This is a genomic window from Methylobacterium oryzisoli (assembly GCF_046557895.1).
In the GTDB taxonomy this organism is placed as follows: domain Bacteria; phylum Pseudomonadota; class Alphaproteobacteria; order Rhizobiales; family Beijerinckiaceae; genus Methylobacterium; species Methylobacterium oryzisoli.
The window spans coordinates 1-15,910 of sequence record NZ_JBKIBX010000017.1 but is presented as its reverse complement, the minus strand read 5'-3'; the positions used below and the strand labels follow the sequence as shown (position 1 = coordinate 15,910).

16 protein-coding genes, 1 tRNA gene and 2 pseudogenes are annotated in these 15,910 nt (G+C 73.0%); 8 read left to right on the top strand and 11 right to left on the bottom strand.

Features of this window, described 5'->3' with window-relative positions:
- Positions 1-95: 95 nt before the first annotated feature.
- Together ACKUB9_RS17510 and ACKUB9_RS17505 are read left to right on the top strand one after the other, a co-directional pair.
- Positions 96-485: a hypothetical protein gene (locus ACKUB9_RS17510; RefSeq protein ID WP_407524691.1), complete on the top strand. Its 390-nt coding sequence runs from the start codon at positions 96-98 to the stop codon at positions 483-485.
- 68 nt (positions 486-553) lie between these two features.
- Positions 554-1,140 (top strand): annotated as a pseudogene (locus ACKUB9_RS17505) (hypothetical protein); the annotation flags it as partial.
- Between the two features lie 424 nt (positions 1,141-1,564).
- Here the strand turns inward: ACKUB9_RS17505 and flbD are convergent.
- The 5 genes from flbD to fliF all read right to left on the bottom strand — a co-directional run bounded on the left by flbD (position 1,565) and on the right by fliF (position 6,737).
- Positions 1,565-2,929: a sigma-54-dependent transcriptional regulator FlbD gene (gene flbD / locus ACKUB9_RS17500; RefSeq protein ID WP_407524689.1), complete on the bottom strand. Its 1,365-nt coding sequence runs from the start codon at positions 2,927-2,929 to the stop codon at positions 1,565-1,567.
- Positions 2,930-2,994: 65 nt separating this feature from the next.
- The gene (gene fliN / locus ACKUB9_RS17495; RefSeq protein WP_407524687.1) at positions 2,995-3,345 is read right to left on the bottom strand and encodes a flagellar motor switch protein FliN; all 351 of its coding nucleotides are present in this window, start codon (positions 3,343-3,345) and stop codon (positions 2,995-2,997) included.
- Between the two features lie 24 nt (positions 3,346-3,369).
- Positions 3,370-3,975 carry a FliH/SctL family protein gene (locus ACKUB9_RS17490; protein ID WP_407524685.1) on the bottom strand — a complete coding sequence of 202 codons (606 nt, stop codon included), beginning with the start codon at positions 3,973-3,975 and terminating at the stop codon, positions 3,370-3,372.
- A 41-nt stretch (positions 3,976-4,016) separates the two neighbouring features.
- Complete coding sequence (gene fliG / locus ACKUB9_RS17485; RefSeq protein WP_407524683.1) at positions 4,017-5,081, bottom strand: flagellar motor switch protein FliG; 1,065 nt, start codon at positions 5,079-5,081, stop codon at positions 4,017-4,019.
- Between the two features lie 42 nt (positions 5,082-5,123).
- Positions 5,124-6,737 carry a flagellar basal-body MS-ring/collar protein FliF gene (gene fliF / locus ACKUB9_RS17480; RefSeq protein ID WP_407524681.1) on the bottom strand — a complete coding sequence of 538 codons (1,614 nt, stop codon included), beginning with the start codon at positions 6,735-6,737 and terminating at the stop codon, positions 5,124-5,126.
- 215 nt (positions 6,738-6,952) lie between these two features.
- On the opposite strand from fliF, the gene ACKUB9_RS17475 reads away from it, so the two are divergent.
- A complete protein-coding gene (locus ACKUB9_RS17475) occupies positions 6,953-7,348 on the top strand; it encodes a DoxX family protein (RefSeq protein WP_407524679.1) in 396 nt (131 codons plus the stop codon).
- Positions 7,349-7,415: 67 nt separating this feature from the next.
- Here ACKUB9_RS17475 and ACKUB9_RS17470 read toward each other — a convergent pair whose 3' ends face one another.
- Both ACKUB9_RS17470 and ACKUB9_RS17465 read right to left on the bottom strand, forming a co-directional pair.
- Complete coding sequence (locus tag ACKUB9_RS17470; protein ID WP_407524677.1) at positions 7,416-7,616, bottom strand: hypothetical protein; 201 nt, start codon at positions 7,614-7,616, stop codon at positions 7,416-7,418.
- A 196-nt stretch (positions 7,617-7,812) separates the two neighbouring features.
- Entirely contained in the window at positions 7,813-9,195 is a 1,383-nt protein-coding gene (locus ACKUB9_RS17465; protein ID WP_407524675.1) for an aminotransferase, read from the bottom strand.
- Between the two features lie 139 nt (positions 9,196-9,334).
- Between ACKUB9_RS17465 and ACKUB9_RS17460 the strand changes: the two genes are divergently transcribed.
- Positions 9,335-9,874 (top strand): hypothetical protein, encoded by a 540-nt coding sequence (locus ACKUB9_RS17460; protein ID WP_407524673.1) that lies wholly within the window; start codon positions 9,335-9,337, stop codon positions 9,872-9,874.
- Here ACKUB9_RS17460 and ACKUB9_RS17455 read toward each other — a convergent pair.
- The 3 genes from ACKUB9_RS17455 to ACKUB9_RS17445 all read right to left on the bottom strand — a co-directional run bounded on the left by ACKUB9_RS17455 (position 9,837) and on the right by ACKUB9_RS17445 (position 12,275).
- Entirely contained in the window at positions 9,837-10,745 is a 909-nt protein-coding gene (locus ACKUB9_RS17455) for a patatin-like phospholipase family protein (protein ID WP_407524671.1), read from the bottom strand. The genes ACKUB9_RS17460 and ACKUB9_RS17455 overlap by 38 nt on opposite strands.
- 4 nt (positions 10,746-10,749) lie before the next feature.
- Positions 10,750-11,232 (bottom strand): MarR family winged helix-turn-helix transcriptional regulator, encoded by a 483-nt coding sequence (locus ACKUB9_RS17450; protein ID WP_407524669.1) that lies wholly within the window; start codon positions 11,230-11,232, stop codon positions 10,750-10,752.
- Between the two features lie 140 nt (positions 11,233-11,372).
- Positions 11,373-12,275 (bottom strand): inositol monophosphatase family protein, encoded by a 903-nt coding sequence (locus ACKUB9_RS17445; RefSeq protein WP_407524667.1) that lies wholly within the window; start codon positions 12,273-12,275, stop codon positions 11,373-11,375.
- Between the two features lie 293 nt (positions 12,276-12,568).
- Here ACKUB9_RS17445 and ACKUB9_RS17440 point away from each other — a divergent pair.
- Both ACKUB9_RS17440 and ACKUB9_RS17435 read left to right on the top strand, forming a co-directional pair.
- Positions 12,569-12,634 (top strand): annotated as a pseudogene (locus ACKUB9_RS17440) (hypothetical protein); the annotation flags it as partial.
- Positions 12,635-12,772: 138 nt separating this feature from the next.
- A complete protein-coding gene (locus ACKUB9_RS17435; RefSeq protein ID WP_407524665.1) occupies positions 12,773-13,099 on the top strand; it encodes a helix-turn-helix domain-containing protein in 327 nt (108 codons plus the stop codon).
- 172 nt (positions 13,100-13,271) lie between these two features.
- Here ACKUB9_RS17435 and ACKUB9_RS17430 read toward each other — a convergent pair.
- Positions 13,272-13,346 (bottom strand) — tRNA-Val (locus ACKUB9_RS17430).
- Positions 13,347-13,514: 168 nt separating this feature from the next.
- Between ACKUB9_RS17430 and ACKUB9_RS17425 the strand changes: the two genes are divergently transcribed.
- Positions 13,515-15,698 carry a glycosyltransferase family 2 protein gene (locus ACKUB9_RS17425; protein ID WP_407524663.1) on the top strand — a complete coding sequence of 728 codons (2,184 nt, stop codon included), beginning with the start codon at positions 13,515-13,517 and terminating at the stop codon, positions 15,696-15,698.
- Positions 15,699-15,817: 119 nt separating this feature from the next.
- Positions 15,818-15,910 (top strand): NAD-binding protein (locus ACKUB9_RS17420; RefSeq protein ID WP_407524929.1); only part of this gene is annotated, 93 nt, incomplete at its 3' end.

The window sequence follows — 15,910 nt, the reverse complement described above, 5'->3', positions numbered from 1 at the left end:
GACGTGCTGCGCTGCGGGATGCAGCGGAACAAGCGGAACCAAGCGGCGGCGTAACGATTGAGACGGTATCCAAACCGGACAATGTCGAGGAGATCATGCGCACCACCCTGATCACCGTCGCGGCGCTCAGCCTCCTGGGAGCCGGGATCGCGCAGGCCCAGACCACGGTCACCGGCGACCCGGCCCGGGATGCCAAGCCCAGCACGCAGTCGCAGGGCCAGGAGGCCGTCACGCGGCCGAACACCGACACGGTCGACCGCAACAACCCCAACACCACCGGCACGCTGACCAACGCCAAGCTGGAGCCCGGCGCGAACAGCTTCACCGAGGGGCAGGCCCGCAGCCGGATGGAGCAATCCGGCTTCACGGACATCAAGGAACTCAAGAAGGACGACCAGGGCATCTGGCGCGGCAGCGCCATGCAGTCGGGCAAGACGGTCCAGGTCGGCCTCGACTTCAAGGGCAACGTCGCGGTCACGCAGTAACGCGGCCGCCCCGACACCCGCCAGAACCTGATTTCTCGCCCGATTTCTCGATTGAGAGGAGCGCCCCGATGGCGACTCGCACCCTTTCGGCCCTGTTCGACAATTACGACGATGCCGCCGCCGCCGTGCGCAAGATCGAGGCGGCCGGCGTCCCGCATGCCGACATCAGCATCGTGGCCAACAACGAGGGCGACCGCTACTCGCGCCACACCCCCGGCCACGCCGACTACAGCACCGACCACCACGACACCGCCGAGAAGGCGTCGAGCGGCGCCGGGGCCGGCGCCAGCGTCGGCACCGTGCTGGGCGGCGGCGCGGGTCTGCTGACGGGGCTCGGCCTCCTCGCCATCCCGGGCGTCGGCCCGGTGGTGGCGGCGGGCTGGCTGGTCGCGACGCTGGCCGGCGCGGGCGTTGGGGCGGCGGCGGGGGGCATCCTCGGCTCGCTCACCGGCGCGGGCCTGAGCGAGGAGGAAGCCCATTCCTACGCCGAGGGCGTGCGCCGCGGCGGCACCCTCGTCACCGTGCGGGCCGACGATGCCGTGGCGGATCGCGTCGCCGCCGCGCTCAAGGAGCACGGCTCGGTCGACATGGATGAGCGCGCCCAGAGCTGGCGCGGCGAGGGCTGGAGCGGGCGCCACGACCCGGCGGGCCCGTCCTACAGCAACCCGGCCTCGGTCGCGAGCGGCGAGGTCGGCAGCACCGCGATCGGCGCGGCGGGCTCGACCACGACCGGCCTCCACACCGGCGCCGGCCTCCCGACCGGTGGCACGCCCTACGCGGCGGGCGCCCCCCCGGCCGCCCGGGCCTTCGACGAGGCGACAGACCGCGACAGCCTCGCCGGTACCACCCGCGAGCGCCACGCCGGCCTCGACGACGACCTGCCGCCGGCCCGCAAGCCGGTGGGCACCGATCGCGGCTGACGCGATCGGATCTTCACGCATCGCCGGCCGGGGCTCCACGCCCCGGCCCTGCAGGGGCCGCAAGGCCCCTGTTTCGTTGTCGAGACTCGCTGGCCGATCGCCAGCAGCGGTCGCTTCAAGCCTCTGCCATCGCATGGACGGCTGGTACGGCGCCCTTCATCAGCCGTAGGCCGCGATCGCCCGCGCCTGCCCGGGCTCCGGCACCGCGACGCCGGCATCCGTGTATTCGTTGAGCTTGTTGCGCAGGGTGCGGATCGAGATGCCGAGGATGCGCGCCGCGTGGGTGCGGTTGCCCAGGCAATGGTCGAGGGTGTCGAGGATCAGGTCGCGCTCCACCTCCGCCACCGTGCGCCCGACGAGGCTGCGCGTCACCGCCTCGGCGGTCTGCACCGCCCGCGCGGCGGTCCCCACCGGCCCGTCGAGGGCGTCGCCCTCGGGCGTGCGGATCGCCTCCGGGCCGATCTCCGCCCCGCTCGCGAGCAGCACCGCCCGGTGCAGGGTGTTTTCCAGCTCCCGCACGTTGCCCCGCCAGGGCGTGGCGACGAGGAGGCGGCGCGCCTCCGCCGCGAGCGGCCGGGCCGGCACGCCGTTCACCTCGGCGTATTTGCGGGCGAAGTGGCCGGCGAGTTCGAGGATGTCGGCCGGGCGCTCGCGCAGGGCCGGCAGGCGCAGGTGCACCACGTTGAGGCGGTAGAGCAGGTCCTCCCGGAAGGTGCCCTTGCGGACTTCTTCCGCGAGGTTGCGGTTCGAGGTCGCCAGCACCCGCAGGTCCACCCGCACCGGCTGGGCGCCGCCGACCCGGTCGATCACCCGCTCCTGCAGAGCGCGCAGGAGCTTCGCCTGGAGCCGCACGTCCATCTCGGAGATCTCGTCGAGGAGGAGCGTGCCGCCGCTCGCCTCCTCGAACTTGCCGATGCGCCGCGCCACCGCGCCGGTGAAGGCCCCCTTCTCGTGGCCGAAGAGTTCGGATTCGAGCAGCGCGTCGGGGATCGCCGCGCAGTTGACGCTGACGAACGGCTTCTGGGCGCGGGCCGACTTGGCGTGGACGTGGCGGGCCAGCACCTCCTTGCCGGTGCCGCTCTCGCCCGAGATCAGCACGGAGGCGTCCGAGCGCGCCACCTGCTCGGCGAGCGTCACCACCCGCTCCATCGCGGGGTCGCGCCACACGAAGGCGCGGGCATCCGCCGCCACCGCCTCCAGCACCGCGGCGATCAGCTCCGGGTCGGGGGGCAGCGGTACGTATTCCTTGGCGCCCGCCTGGATCGCCGCCACCGCGGCCCGCGCGTCCGAGCCGGTGCCGCAGGCGACGACCGGGGTGCGGATGCGCTCCTCGCCGAGCGCCGTCACGAAGGCCCGGATCGGCAGGCCGACATCGATCATCACGAGGTCGGCGCCCTTGGCGCGCAGCACGCCGAGGCCCTGCTCGACGCCGTCCGCCTGGGTGACGGCGGCACCCCGGCTCATGGCGATCTTGGAGGCGGTGACGAGTTCGCCGTTCAGGCGGCCGATGATGAGGAGGCGCATCGCGGGTTCCGGTTCGGGCGGCGCGGCGCCTCAGGGGCGCCGGATATGGAGGAAGACGAGGCGGCTCAGCCGTCGCCCTTGACGATCTCGGTCATGGTGACGCCGAGGCGGTCCTCGACCAGCACCACCTCGCCGCGGGCGACGAGGCGGTTGTTCACGAAGATGTCGATCGCCTCGCCGACCTTGCGGTCGAGTTCGAGCACGGTGCCGGGGCCGAGCCGCAGGAGGTCGCCGATCGGCATGCGCGAGGCGCCGAGCACCGCCGAGATCACCACCGGCACGTCGAAGACCTGTTCGAGGTCGGCCGCGCTCTTGGCGGAGGTGGGCGCGTCCCGCATCGAGGCGGGACCGCCCTGGTCGAAGGCGAGATCGGACTCGCTGAGCTGCGGCAGGCCGAGGTCGTTGTCGGAGGCCATGCGGAGGTCCTTGGTGAACGGGGATCAGGAGCGGTCGAGGGCGCGCGCGAGGGCGGCCTCGATGGCGGCGCGGTCGCGCACCACGCCGCCGTCGGCCCATTCCATCCGGGCGTCGCCCGGGGCGAGGTCGGGGTCGCCGAGCACGATCAGCCGGCCCTCGTAGCCGCGCTCGCGGGCGAGCCGCTTCAGGGCGGCCTCGGTCTCCTCGACCAGCGCGTCGTTCACCCGCACGGCGAGGTGGGGCACCCCGCGCAGGTGCTGGAGGGCGCTGCGGGCGGTCTCCAGGATCGCCTCCATCGGGTGGGCGGCGAGCGCGTCGCCCGCGATCTTGCGCGCGAGCGCCGTCGCGAAGTCAAGGGCCTGGGTCTCGCGCTCGGCGTCGCGGGCATCGGTCGCCGCGATCATGCCGGTCGCCGCCGCCGCGAGGCGGTTCAGCGCGTCGGCGAGGCGCGCCTGCACCTGCGCCTCGGCCTGGGCGCGCCCCTCCTGCAGCCCGCGCGCGTGGGCCGTGGCCTGGGCCTCGGCGCGGTCGGCCGCCGCCGCCTGCTCGGCGGCCTCGCGGGCGCGCGTCGCGCTGCCGCCGGGGATGCGGAAGTCGTTGTCGAAGAGGAAGCGCTGGGCCGCGGCCATCGGTCACCGGAGAGTGGAGGAGAGGTCGGGGGCTGGAGGGATCAGTAGACCAGCTCCTCCTCGGCGCTGTTCTTGGCGATCATGATCTCGCCCTTCTCGGCGAGGTCCTTGGCCATCTCGGTCATCTTGGCCTGGGCCTCGTCGACCTCCTTGAGGCGGATCGGTCCGAGCGAGGCCATCTCGTCCTGCAGGTTCTTCACCGCGCGGCTCGACATGTTGCCGAAGAAGAACGCCCGCACCGGCTCGGAGGCGCCCTTGAGCGCGCGGCCGAGCGTGTCGCGGTCGACGGTGCGCATCAGCGTCTGCACGCTGCCGGCGTCGAGCTTCAGGAGATCCTCGAAGGTGAACATGAGCTGCCGGATCTTCTTGGCGGCGCCCCGGTTGTTCTGGTCGAGAGCGGTGAGGAAGCGGGCCTCGGTCTGGCGGTCGAAGGCGTTGAAGACCTCGGCCATCAATTCGTGCGCGTCGCGCCGCGTCGTCTGCGCGATGGTCGAGACGAACTCGCTCCGCAGCGTCTCCTCGATGTGGCGCAGGGCCTCCTTCTGCACCGTCTCCATCCGCAGCATGCGGTTGAGGACGTCGATGGCGAAATCCTCCGGCAGGATGGTCAGCACCCGCGCGGCGTAGTCCGAGCGCACCCGCGACAGGATGACGGCGACGGTCTGCGGGTACTCGCTGCGCAGGAAGGAGGCGAGGATCTCGGGGTCGATCTGGGTCAGGCTGCTCCAGACCCGCCGCGCCGAGGCGCCCTTCACCTCCGCCATGATCAGCGAGACCTGCTCGGGCGGGAAGATCTTGAGCAGGAGCGATTCGGTGCGCTCGTAGCTCGACGACACGCCGCCGCTCGACGACAGCTTCGAGACGAACTCGACGATGAGCTGCTCGACCGTCTCGACCTCCAGCGAGCCGAGCTGGACCATCGCGTGCGAGACCTTCTTGACCTCGTCCTCTTCGAGGAGCTTCCAGATCGGCGCGCCGGCATCGTCGCCGAGCAGCAGCAGCAGCGCCGCGGCCCGTTGCGGCCCGGGCAGCTCGGCCAGCCGCGAATTCGCCAGCGCGGCCGCGAGCGCGGCGGGCTGGACGGCGGGTTGGGCGGTCGATGCCATGCTGGGTCCTTCAGGCTCTCTCGCAGCGTCTCTCGGTCCGGCTCAGCGGTCGTTGATCCAGTTGCGCAGCACCTCGGCGGTCTCGGCCGGGTTCGTGCGCACGATCTCGGCCACGCGCTCGATGGTCTCGGCCTGCACCTTGCCGTTGACCTTGGCGTACTCGACGAGGCGCTTGGTCTGGTTGTCGGGCAGCATCTCGGGCTCGGACCCGCCCGGCGCCGCGAGCGCCGGCGCCCCGGCCACCAGCAGGGCGGGCGGCTCGTCGGGCGTGATCACCCGGCGCAGCAGCGGACGCACCACCGCGAGCAGCACCACCAGGGTCAGCAGGGCCAGCACGCCGATCTCCACGAGACGCAGCACGTCCTCGCGGCTCGGCTTCAGGAGCGAGGCCACGAAGCCCTCCTCCTGGAACTCGGGAAGGGCCGGGCTCTCGGCGAAGCGCAGGTTGACCACCTCGATCTGGTCGCCCCGGGCCTTGTCGTAGCCCACCGCGGTGCGGACCAGGGCGGCGATGCGCTCCAGATCCTCCTTGGCGCGCGGCGCGTAGGCCGGCTTGCCGTCCGGACCCGGCGCGTAGGCGCCGTCCACCAGCACCGCCACGGAGAGGCGCTTGATCCGGCCGCCCTCCGCCACCTCGGTGCGGGTCACCCGGGAGATCTCGTAGTTGGTGGTCTCCTCGTTCTTGTTCGAGGCCTCGCGCGGACCCGGGGCCGGCGCGCCGTCGCGGGCGCCCGGCAGCTCGTTGCCGACGCTCACGCCGGCCTCGGGCGCGCTCTGGCTCTGCTGCGTCTCCGAGCGGGTCTGGGTCGAGCGCACCACCCGGCTCTCGGGATCGAAGGTCTCGGAGCGGCTCTCGACGCGGTTCACGTCGAGTTCGGCCGCCACCTGCACGCGCGCCCGGCCCGCGCCGACGACGCCCGCCACGATGCCCTCGACCTGCGCCCGGAGGCGGTGTTCGAGGTTGGCCTGCCGCTCGTCGAGGCCGATCTGGCCCTGATTCTCCTCGCCCCGGGCGCCGTCGGCGAGCAGGCGCCCGCGCTCGTCCACGATGGAGATGCGCTCGGGCTTCAGCCCCTCCACCGAGGAGGCGACGAGGTGGCGCACCGCCCGCACCTGGCCGGCATCGAGGTCGCCCGCGAGCTTGAGCACGATGGCGGCGCTCGGCGCCTCGCGGTCGCGCACGAACAGCCGCCGCTCCGGGATGACGAGGTGGACGCGCGCCGCCTGCACCCGGCCGATCGCCCGGATCGAGCGCGCCAGCTCCCCTTCGAGCGCCCGCAGGTGGTTGACGTTCTGCACGAAGGTGGTGGTCGAGAAGGCGTCGCCCTTGTCGAAGATCTCGTACCCGACCCCGCCCGCACTCGGCAGACCTTTCCCGGCGAGGTCCATGCGCAGCCGCGCGAGGTCGGCGCGCGGCGCCAGGATGGTCTGCCCGGCATCGCCCCGGGCCTCGTAGCGGATGCCGCGCGCGTCGAGGTCGCGGATCACCGCGCCCGCATCCTGCATCGACAGGTCGGCGTAGAGCACGCCCATGTCGGGGCGCGAGACGCGCAGGATCACGAAGGCGAAGAACCCGATCAGGGCCAGGGTCACGGCCCCCATCGCGGCGAGCCGCGCCGGCCCGAACTTCGTCACCAGATCGAGAACCGGCTTCACGACGCGTCCAACCCAATCCCGGGGCCGATCGGCCCCGTAGGCAAAAATTGCCGATGCGTGGTTAGTGACGCGTTAACGCGCCCGCCTTGCCGTCCGGAAGGGCATGTGGCGCGCGGCCCGGCTCGCAACATCCGACGCAATCACCCCGACACCGCAGCCCGCTAGGGCAGGCCATTCGATCGCGGGCGCGGGGCCCGATGCGGGAGGGGATCGGGATGACGAATCGCACGGGAGCTTTCGAGCGGGCGGAGCGCACGCTGCGGGTCGCGATCGCGGCGGTGTTCGTGATCGCGGCGGGCATGAAGCTCGCGGCCCTGGAATTCGAGGTCTCCGGCTTCGCGCGCTTCGGCTACGCACCCTGGTTCATGTACGTGGTCGGCGCGGGCCAGCTCGCGGGCGCCGCGCTGCTGCTCACGCGGGGCTTCGCCGGCGCGGGCGCGCTGCTCCTCGCGGCGATCATGGTGGGGGCGGTGGGCAGCCACCTGCGCGCGCACGATCCCCTGGCGATGGCGCTGCCGGCCGCCCTGCTCCTGGCCCTTCTCCTCGGCATCGCCTATGCGCGCCGCCGCGAATGGCTCGGGGGTTTGCGGATCGCGGGGCTGCGCTCCTGAGGGGGCGGACGGGAATCCGGAGACATCGCCGGGCGGGCCCGTGCGGGCCGCCCGGCCGGGCCGGCTCCTATTCGCCGGCCGGCTCCCAGCGCAGGGCCGCCGGGCGAAGCGTCCTCGCCGTGCCGGCCGGCCCGCGCGGCTTGCCCGCGGCGGCGCGGACCGCGGCGGCGAGCGCCGGCAGGGCCAGGGGGCGGAAACAGACCGCGACGCCAGCCGCGGCCGGACGGCGCTCGGCCGTGGCGTTCGGGCTCTGCGCTTGCGACACCATCACGTTCGATCCTGTGCTCACCTCGGCCCGTCGCGGCCGGTCGCACCGATGAAGCGGCCGATCGGGTCGGCGGTCGGGCGCCATTGCGACGGGGCCGGGGCGAGACGGGGGCGCCCCCGCCGCAGAGGTGGACGAGGGATGAACGAGGGCCGCCGGGGCCGCTGCGCGGCGGCGCCGGCCCTCTCCGCGACTCCGCTCAGACCGCCTGCAAGCCCTCCTGGCGGATCCACTCGGCCGTACGGTCGAGGGCGCGGCCGAGGCGGTCGAACAGCGTGTCGATCTCGTCGGGGGCGATGACGAGGGGCGGACAGAGCGCGACCCGGTCGCCCGCCAGGAAGCGGACGATCAGCCCCTCGGCCTGCGCGAAGGCGACGCAGCGCGCGGCCACGCCCGCCTTCGGGTCGTACTGGCGCTTCGAGGCCTTGTCGGCGACGATCTCCAGCCCGCCGATCAGGCCGACGCCGCGCGCCTCGCCGACCAGCGGGTGCTCGGCCAGGGCCGAGAGTCGGCGCTGGAAGTGCGGCGCCTTCTCGGCCACGCCCTCGACGATGCGGTCGCGCCGGTAGATCTCCAGGGTCTTGATGGCGACCGCGCAGGCCACCGGATGCCCCGAATAGGTCGTGCCATGTCCGAAGGTGCCGATCTTGCGGCTCTCGTCCAGCATCGCCTGGTAGAGCGGCTCCTCCACGGTGACGCCGCCGAGCGGCATGTAGCCGGAGGTCACCGCCTTGGCGAAGGACAGGCTGTGGGGGCGCACCTCCATCGCCTCCGCGCCGAACCACGTGCCCAGGCGCCCGAAGCCGCAGATCACCTCGTCGGCGATGAAGCGGATGTCGTAGGCGGCGAGCACCCGCTGGATCGCCGCGAAGTAGCCCTTCGGCGGCACGATGGCGCCGCCCGCGCCCATCACCGGCTCGGCGATGAAGGCCGCCACCGTGTCCGGGTCCTCGCGCTGGATGAAGGCGTCGAGCTCGGCCGCGAGCCGCGCCGAAAAGGCCTCCTCGCTCTCGCCGGCTTCCGCCCCGCGATAATGGTGCGGGCAGGCGGCGTGCAGGAAGCCCGGCAGCGGCAGGTCCCAGTCGGCGTGGTTGGCCGGCAGCCCGGTGAGCGAGGCCGAGGCCACCGTGACGCCGTGGTAGCCCTTGCGCTGGGCGATGATCTTCTTCTTGCGCGGCCGGCCGAGCGCGTTGTTGAGGTACCACGTCAGCTTGACCTGGGTGTCGTTCGCCTCCGAGCCCGAGGAGGTGAAGAAGACCTTCGAGACCGGGATCGGCGCGATCTCCTTCAGGGTCTCGGCGAGTTCGATCGCCGGGTCGTGGCTGCGCCCCGAGAAGAGGTGCGAGAAGGGCAGCCGGGCCATCTGGTCGCGGGCGGCCTCCACCAGCTCCTCGTTGGAGTAGCCGAGCGAGGTGCACCACAGGCCCGCCATGCCCTCGAGGTAGGGCCGCCCATCCGTGTCGTAGACCCAGACGCCGTGGCCCCGCTCCAGCACCAGCGGCCCGGTCTCGCGCACCAGCGCGAGGTTGGTGTAGGGGTGGATCAGGGTTTCGACGTCGCGGACGGCGAGGTTCGACAGCATCGGCTCAGCGCTTTCCTGAAGGGGCGGTAGTCCCGGGGAGCCCGACCGGAGAAATCGGGCCGCCGTCACATTAGCGGCGCGATGCCCCCGCACCAAGGCGGCCCCGCGCATGCAAGCCCCCTGCTCAGGTCTCCGGTCCATGATCGACCCCGCCCAGATCGTCTCCCAGCCGGCCCCCGGCCGCACCTGCGGCACCTGCACGCTGTGCTGCAAGGTCTACGACGTGCCGGCGGTGGAGAGCGTCACCGGCGAATGGTGCCGCCACGCGCGCAGCGGGCGCGGCTGCGCCATCCACGCGGAGCGGCCGGTGCATTGCCGGGCCTTCCACTGCCTCTGGATGACGGAGGGCTGGCTCGGGCCGGAATGGAAGCCCGAGAGGGCCAAGATGGTGCTGAGCCTCGACCCCGTGACGCGCTTCCTGCAGGTCCAGGTCGATCCCGGGCAGGCCGGGGCGTGGCGGCGCGAGCCCTATTACGGGCAGCTCAAGCGCTGGGCCGCGGCCTCGCTGCAGCGCCAGCGCCACGTCCTCGTCTTCGTCAACCGGCAGGCCACGGTGGTGCTGCCCGACCGCGACGTGCCGCTCGGCGAATTCGTGCCCGGCGACCGGCTCGTCTCCCGCGAGCGGGTCACGCCGGCCGGGATCATCCTGGAGGTGGAGAAGGTGCGGGCTGCGGCCTGACCACCGGCTCGGCCGCACGGCTGGCCGCCCGGCGGGCGCGCTGCTCGGCCGCGAAGGCCGCGCCGTCTTCGAGCCCCTGCGCGAAGGCCCGGCGGATGCCCTCCGGATTCGTGATGTCGAACTGCCCGATGGCGACGGGTGCGGAGGGCTGCAGGTAGGTGCGGCCCGGATGCTGCGGCAGCGCGCGGTAGCGGCGCGTGAGCAGCACCAGCGTGCGCCCGCCCGCCGCCTCGACCGGGACGAGCGGCGTCACCGGCACGTTGTCGACGAGGCCGCCATCGAGGGCGGGCTCGCCCCGGACCCGGCCCACCGGCAGGAAGGGCGGCACGCTCGCGCTCGCCAGAAGCGCCGAGGTCAGCTCCTCGGGCGCCGCGAGGTCGCGCACCGCGACGAAGTCTTCCCGGAAGCCGAGCGCCCGGCCGCCGCGCGGGTGGACCGGCGCGCGCCATTTCTTCTCGGCCTGGTAGGTCAGGATCCCGAGCGGCACCGCGAGCGCCAGCGGCAGGCGCCGCGGCGGGCGCGAGAGCGCGATCACCGCCTCGGTCCGGCCCCCGCGCAGGGCCGCGAAGCCCGCGGGCCCCAGCACCGCGTCGATGAGGTCGCGGTACATGCCGGAGACCGGGAAGGGCCGGCAGCCGCGGCAGGCGGCCACCCAGTCGATGTTGCGGCGTCCCTCGGCGCAGCCCTGCGCCACCCGCTCCATCACCGCCCGCCCCTGCCCGAGCAGGCTGTAGCAGGCCGCGAAGGCTCCGCCGCTCACGCCGACGACGAGGGCGGGCGCGAGATCGAGTCGCTCGGCGGCCGCGACCCAGAACCCGCCCTGCCAGTAGCAGCGGTTGCCGCCGCCCGCGAACGCCACGGCATCGAACATGGGCTCAGGTCCGCGCCGCTTCGTCGGCCCGCGCCGCCGCGCGCCACGCCATCACCACGCGCTCCAGCTCCGCCACGTCCGCGGGCGGCAGGCTGCCGAGCGTGCGGGTGACGTAGGCGCTCTGGGCCGCCATGCCGGACCGGGCGAGGTCGCGCCCCGCCGGCGTCAGGTGCAGGGCGTGCGAGCGCCGGTCCCCCGGGATCGGCCGGCGTTCCACGAGGCCCGCCTCCACCAGCCGGTCGATCAGCCCCGAGACGTTGCCCTTCGTCACGTAGAGCCGCTCGGCGAGATCCTGCTGGGTCAGGCCCTCCTGCTCGGAGAGGGTCGAGATCACGTCGAATTGCGGGATCGAGAGGCCGAGCGCCTTCAGCTCCGCGGCGATCGCCGCCGAGACGCGCCGGTGCAGGCGCAGGAAGCGGAACCACGCCCGGATCGGATCGGGCGCGGGCGACGGGTCGGGAGCGGGGCGCGGCGAGGTCGTGGCCATGCGAGATAGTTTACATGAGAACTATCTCGGCGCCAGCGTGGCGGTGGGCCGTGCACGGCGTCCTGCCGGAGGAGGCCTGGGGCGCAGTGCCCTTCCCGCACGCTGCCGCGCACCGCGACGCGCCACCGGATCTCGGCCGCTCACCGCGCTCCGGCCCTACCCGCCTGCACGGCCCGGGCGAGGATCTCGGCCTGCTCGCGGTCGCGGCACAGCATCCAGAGCGCGTCGTGGCCCGAGAACCGGTCGTCGAACAGGTCGATCAGCATCGCGGGCGGCGGCGCGAGATCGGGCCAGCGGTAGAGGCCGAAGCCGAGGGCCTCCAGCACCGGCAGGATCGGGGCCGCGTCCCAGAACATGTGGTTCAGGAAGGTCGCGTCGAGCCGCCCCAGCGCCACCAGGGCGGCGTCCGCGATCGCGCTGCTCTCGCTCCACGGAAAGACGCCGCGATCGTAGTCGAGCGTGTAGCGCTGCGCCGCGACCGGCAGCCAGCCGACGTGGGAGGTGCGCCGGTCCGGCCGCACCAGCGGCCGCAGCGCCTCGGCGCGACGCCCGCCGCGGGTCGGCGCCCAGCACGCCGCGCCGTCGACGGCCGCGAGCAGCAGGCCGCGCTGCTCCTCGACCGGCGGGGTCCGGAACGGGTCGGTCTTGTCGTCGCCCCACGCGGGAAGGCTGATCACGCCCGCGCGGGGCCGGCCCGCGCGGCAGGCCGCCACCATCGTGCCCCAGCTCGGCAGCCCGCCCGCGTAGGGCTTCGTTCCGTCGATCGGATCGCCCACGAAGGTCCAGTCGTCCTCGGCCAGCAGGCGCCTCGCGGCGGCGTGGCCGAGATCGGGGGCGGTCTCCTCCTCGATCAGCCGCGGGCCGAACCGCTCGTGCAGCAGGCGGCTGATCGCGAGGTCGGCCTGGGTCAGCGCCTGCCCGAGCCCCCCGTCCTTGTAGGTCACGGCGAGGCCGGCGTCGCGCTGACGCAGCGCGATCGGGCCGGCCTCGTCCGCGAAGGCGAGCAATCGGGCGAGGATCGCCGAATCGGGTGCATCGGACATTCGTTCGCCCCTCTGATCGCCCTCTCGCGCCGGACCGGCCGGCAGCGCCCCGCCCCGCCGAGGGCTCACCGCGCATGGGCGCGGCGTAGCAGATCGAAGGCGCGGTGCCAGTGTGGCCGCGCCGGACCGCGCGCATCAGGTTTCTCTCGTCCGATTCGCGAATCGCCCAACCAGTGCCCAATCAGCCCCGCATCGCCTCGGCGCGGTGCCGAGCGCTCACGCTGGCGTGGCGCTCGATCATGCAGAGCGGGGTCCGGCCGCCCGGCCCATAGGTTGGGGATCGGGCGAAGCGGATCGGGGATGATCTCCTGAGGGAGGCCGTTCACCGCGCCGAAAGCGGGCTGATCGATGCCCAACTCGGCCTCTGCCTGATCAAGCAGCGCCTGCCCCGTCAGGGCCAAGGCCGATTGGGCGGACATTCGCGGGGATCCTGGCGAATCTGGAGGACGAGGCGTTCGACCGCGTCTCACGCGAGCAGGGATGGAAGGTGGTCAGGGATGACGAACCGGAAGAAGACGTACCGCAGTGACCTGCTCGGCGCCCTTCACGAGGGCGCCGAGGACCTCTACGCGATTGGCGCCATCGACAAGGCCACCATGCGCCGGTTCGACCTGACCTGCCTCACACCGGTCGAGCCGATGGCTCCCGGCGCCATCCGCGAGATCCGCGAGAAGGCGCACATGAGCCAAGCCATCTTCGCCCGCGCACTCAACGTCACGACATCGCTCGTGAGCAAGTGGGAGCGCGGGGACGCGAAGCCCGGCGGGCCGTCCCTCAAGCTGCTGTCGCTCGCTGCCCACAAGGGAATCGACGCCATCCTGTAGGTTGCCCGTGGCGCGTGTCGAACGGTATGTCGAGCGATCGTGCCTGAATTGAACGGAGAATCGCTCCCTCTCGTCGGGGCAAGTGGGCACGGTTCGCGCCTCGTTCCGGTGCGACCGTGCAGGCGCTTTCCCCTGGCGGGGAAGGATGTCTGCCGATTGTTCGGGAGGGAGATGGTGGGCGCGACAGGGATCGAACCTGTGACCCCTACGATGTCAACGTAGTGCTCTCCCGCTGAGCTACGCGCCCGCGGAGGCCGCCGTTGCGGGAAGCGGCTCCGGTGTGGAGGGGCGTATAGGGGGACGCGGCCGGAATGGCAAGCCGGTTCTCGGGGGAAGCCCGGATCTTTCCGCGCCGCGGCGGCTGGGGTAGGAGCGCGGCGGCGGCCCCCGGGCCGGGAGCGGGCGCGGAGACAGCGTGGCGGGTTTGCAGGCATCCATCGTGCCGCTCGGCGGCGATCCGGTCGTGCGCCGCTTCGTGCCCGATCCGCACGACGCCGCGGCGCTGGTCCTCGATCTCCAGGGCACCGGCCTCGCGGGCCGCTGGGTCGAGATCGGGTTCCGCGACGAGGGCCGGGGCTCCTTCAGCCGGGTCGAACTGGCGGCCCTGTCGAACGCGCCCGGGGAGCCCGAGAGCACCAGCCTCGCCGAGCGCGCCTACGGCAACGGCCGCTTCACTTGGCTCGGGCGGCTGCCCGCCGGCCTCATGGCCCTGCGCCTCACGCCGATGCTCGGCGAGACCGATCTGAGCCTCAGCGGCTTCTCCATCCGGGTGCAGCGCCGCCTCGTCCTCCTCGGGCGCGGGGCGCTGCGCCGGCCCGACCTCGCCGCGCAGGCGGTGCTGTGGCGGGCGCTCGGCAAGAAGGTGCGCTCGCGCAACCGCCTCACCCGAGCGCTGACGCCCCCAGGCCTCACCGGCTACGACACCTGGGTGCGCTGCTTCGATACGCTGTCGGAGGCCGACCGGGCGCGCATCCGCGACGAGGCGGCCCGAATGTCGGCGCCGCCGCTGATCTCGGTGGTGATGCCGGTCTACAATCCGGATCCGGCGGTGCTGGAGGAGGCGATCCGCTCCGTGCGGGCGCAGCTCTACCCGCACTGGGAGCTCTGCCTCGCCGACGACGCCTCGACGGACCCGGCGGTGCCGCGCCTCATCGCCCGCGCGGCCAAGGAGGAGCCCCGCGTCAAGGCCGTGCGCCGCCCCGAGAACGGCCACATCGCCCGGGCCACCAACACGGCGCTCGAACTCGCCGAAGGACCCTTCGTGGCCTTCATGGACCACGACGACGTGCTGCCCGCCCACGCGCTGTTCGAGGTCGCCGCGGCGATCCAGCGCCAGCCGGATCTCGATCTGATCTACACCGACGAGGACAAGATCGACGCCAAGGGGCGGCGCTTCGAACCGCACTTCAAGAGCGACTGGAACCCCGAACTCCTCTACTCGCAGAACTACGTCAACCACCTCACGGTGGTGCGCACCGCGCTGGTGCGCGCGGTCGGGGGATTGCGGCCGGGCTTCGAGGGCAGCCAGGACCACGACCTGCTGCTGCGGCTCGCCGACCGGCTCGAACCCGGGCGCATCCGGCACCTGCCGCAGGTGCTCTACCATTGGCGCGCCGCGATCGGCTCGGGGACCTTTTCCGACAAGGCGCTGGCGCGGGCCGAGGCCGCGCGCCTCCAGGCGCTCGCCGACCTGATCGCCCGCCGCGGCTGGCCGCACCGGGCGGAGCGCGGTCCGCTCGGCTTCAACCGGCTGGTGCGCGCCCTGCCGGATCCCGCCCCGCTCGTCACCGTGGTGATCCCGACCCGGGACCGGGCGGAGCTGCTGCGCGTCGCCCTCGACGGGCTCCTCCACCGCACCGCCTACCCGGCCATCGAGGTGGTGATCCTCGACAACGACAGCCGCGAGCCGCAGACCGCCGCCCTGTTCGCCGAGATGGCAGCCGATCCGCGCGTGCGGGTGCTGGCGAGCCCCGGCCCCTTCAACTTCTCGGCCCTGTCGAACGAGGGGGCGCGGGCGGGGCGCGGCGACCTGATCCTCTTCCTCAACAACGACATCGAGGTGCGCGAGCCCGGCTGGCTCGCCGAGATGGTCTCGATCGCGGTCGAGCCGCAGGTCGGAGCGGTGGGGGCCAAGCTGTCCTACCCGGACGGGACGCTCCAGCACGGCGGCGTGGTGCTGGGCGCGGGCGGCGTGGCGGGCCACAGCCATCTCGGCATCGGGCCCGACGACCCGGGCTATTTCGGCCGCATGATGATCGCCCAGGAGGTCTCGGCCGTCACCGGCGCCTGCCTGCTGATGCGCCGGGCCGTGTTCGACGAGGTCGGCGGCTTCGATGCGGCGCGCCTCACCGTGGCCTTCAACGACGTCGATCTCTGCCTGCGCATCCGGGCGGCCGGCTACGTCATCGTCTGGACGCCGCACGCGCACCTCATCCACCACGAATCGAAGAGCCGCGGGCAGGAGGACACGCCGGCCAAGCGCGCCCGCTTCGAGGCGGAGGTCGCCACCATGCTGGAACGCTGGGGGCCGCAGCTGCGCAACGACCCCTACTACAACCCGAACTTCGCCCGCGCGAAGGCGCAGTTCCGCCTCTGGTGAGCCCCGGCCCGCGGCGGGCCGGCAAAAATGCTGCGCTGCCCGCAAATCGGTCCGGGCGGGCGTGGTCAAGGCGGCGCAAACCTGATTAGAGCGTGCCGACGGGTCGACGGAGTGTCGCAATGCGCGTGGCGATGGTGGGGGCCGGCTACGTCGGCCTGGTGTCGGGAGCCTGTTTCGCGGATTTCGGACACGACGTCGTGTGCGTCGACACC

Coding starts and splice junctions, on each gene's coding strand:
- flbD (WP_407524689.1), bottom strand. CDS start 2,929: ATGCGCCTCCTCATCATCGGCCGCCTGAACGGCGAACTCGTCACCGCC.
- fliG (WP_407524683.1), bottom strand. CDS start 5,081: ATGGCATCGACCGCCCAACCCGCCGTCCAGCCCGCCGCGCTCGCGGCC.
- ACKUB9_RS17460 (WP_407524673.1), top strand. CDS start 9,335: ATGATCGACCCCGCCCAGATCGTCTCCCAGCCGGCCCCCGGCCGCACC.
- ACKUB9_RS17445 (WP_407524667.1), bottom strand. CDS start 12,275: ATGTCCGATGCACCCGATTCGGCGATCCTCGCCCGATTGCTCGCCTTC.
- ACKUB9_RS17465 (WP_407524675.1), bottom strand. CDS start 9,195: ATGCTGTCGAACCTCGCCGTCCGCGACGTCGAAACCCTGATCCACCCC.
- fliN (WP_407524687.1), bottom strand. CDS start 3,345: ATGGCCTCCGACAACGACCTCGGCCTGCCGCAGCTCAGCGAGTCCGAT.
- ACKUB9_RS17475 (WP_407524679.1), top strand. CDS start 6,953: ATGACGAATCGCACGGGAGCTTTCGAGCGGGCGGAGCGCACGCTGCGG.
- ACKUB9_RS17490 (WP_407524685.1), bottom strand. CDS start 3,975: ATGGCCGCGGCCCAGCGCTTCCTCTTCGACAACGACTTCCGCATCCCC.
- ACKUB9_RS17450 (WP_407524669.1), bottom strand. CDS start 11,232: ATGGCCACGACCTCGCCGCGCCCCGCTCCCGACCCGTCGCCCGCGCCC.
- ACKUB9_RS17510 (WP_407524691.1), top strand. CDS start 96: ATGCGCACCACCCTGATCACCGTCGCGGCGCTCAGCCTCCTGGGAGCC.
- ACKUB9_RS17455 (WP_407524671.1), bottom strand. CDS start 10,745: ATGTTCGATGCCGTGGCGTTCGCGGGCGGCGGCAACCGCTGCTACTGG.
- ACKUB9_RS17435 (WP_407524665.1), top strand. CDS start 12,773: ATGACGAACCGGAAGAAGACGTACCGCAGTGACCTGCTCGGCGCCCTT.
- ACKUB9_RS17470 (WP_407524677.1), bottom strand. CDS start 7,616: ATGGTGTCGCAAGCGCAGAGCCCGAACGCCACGGCCGAGCGCCGTCCG.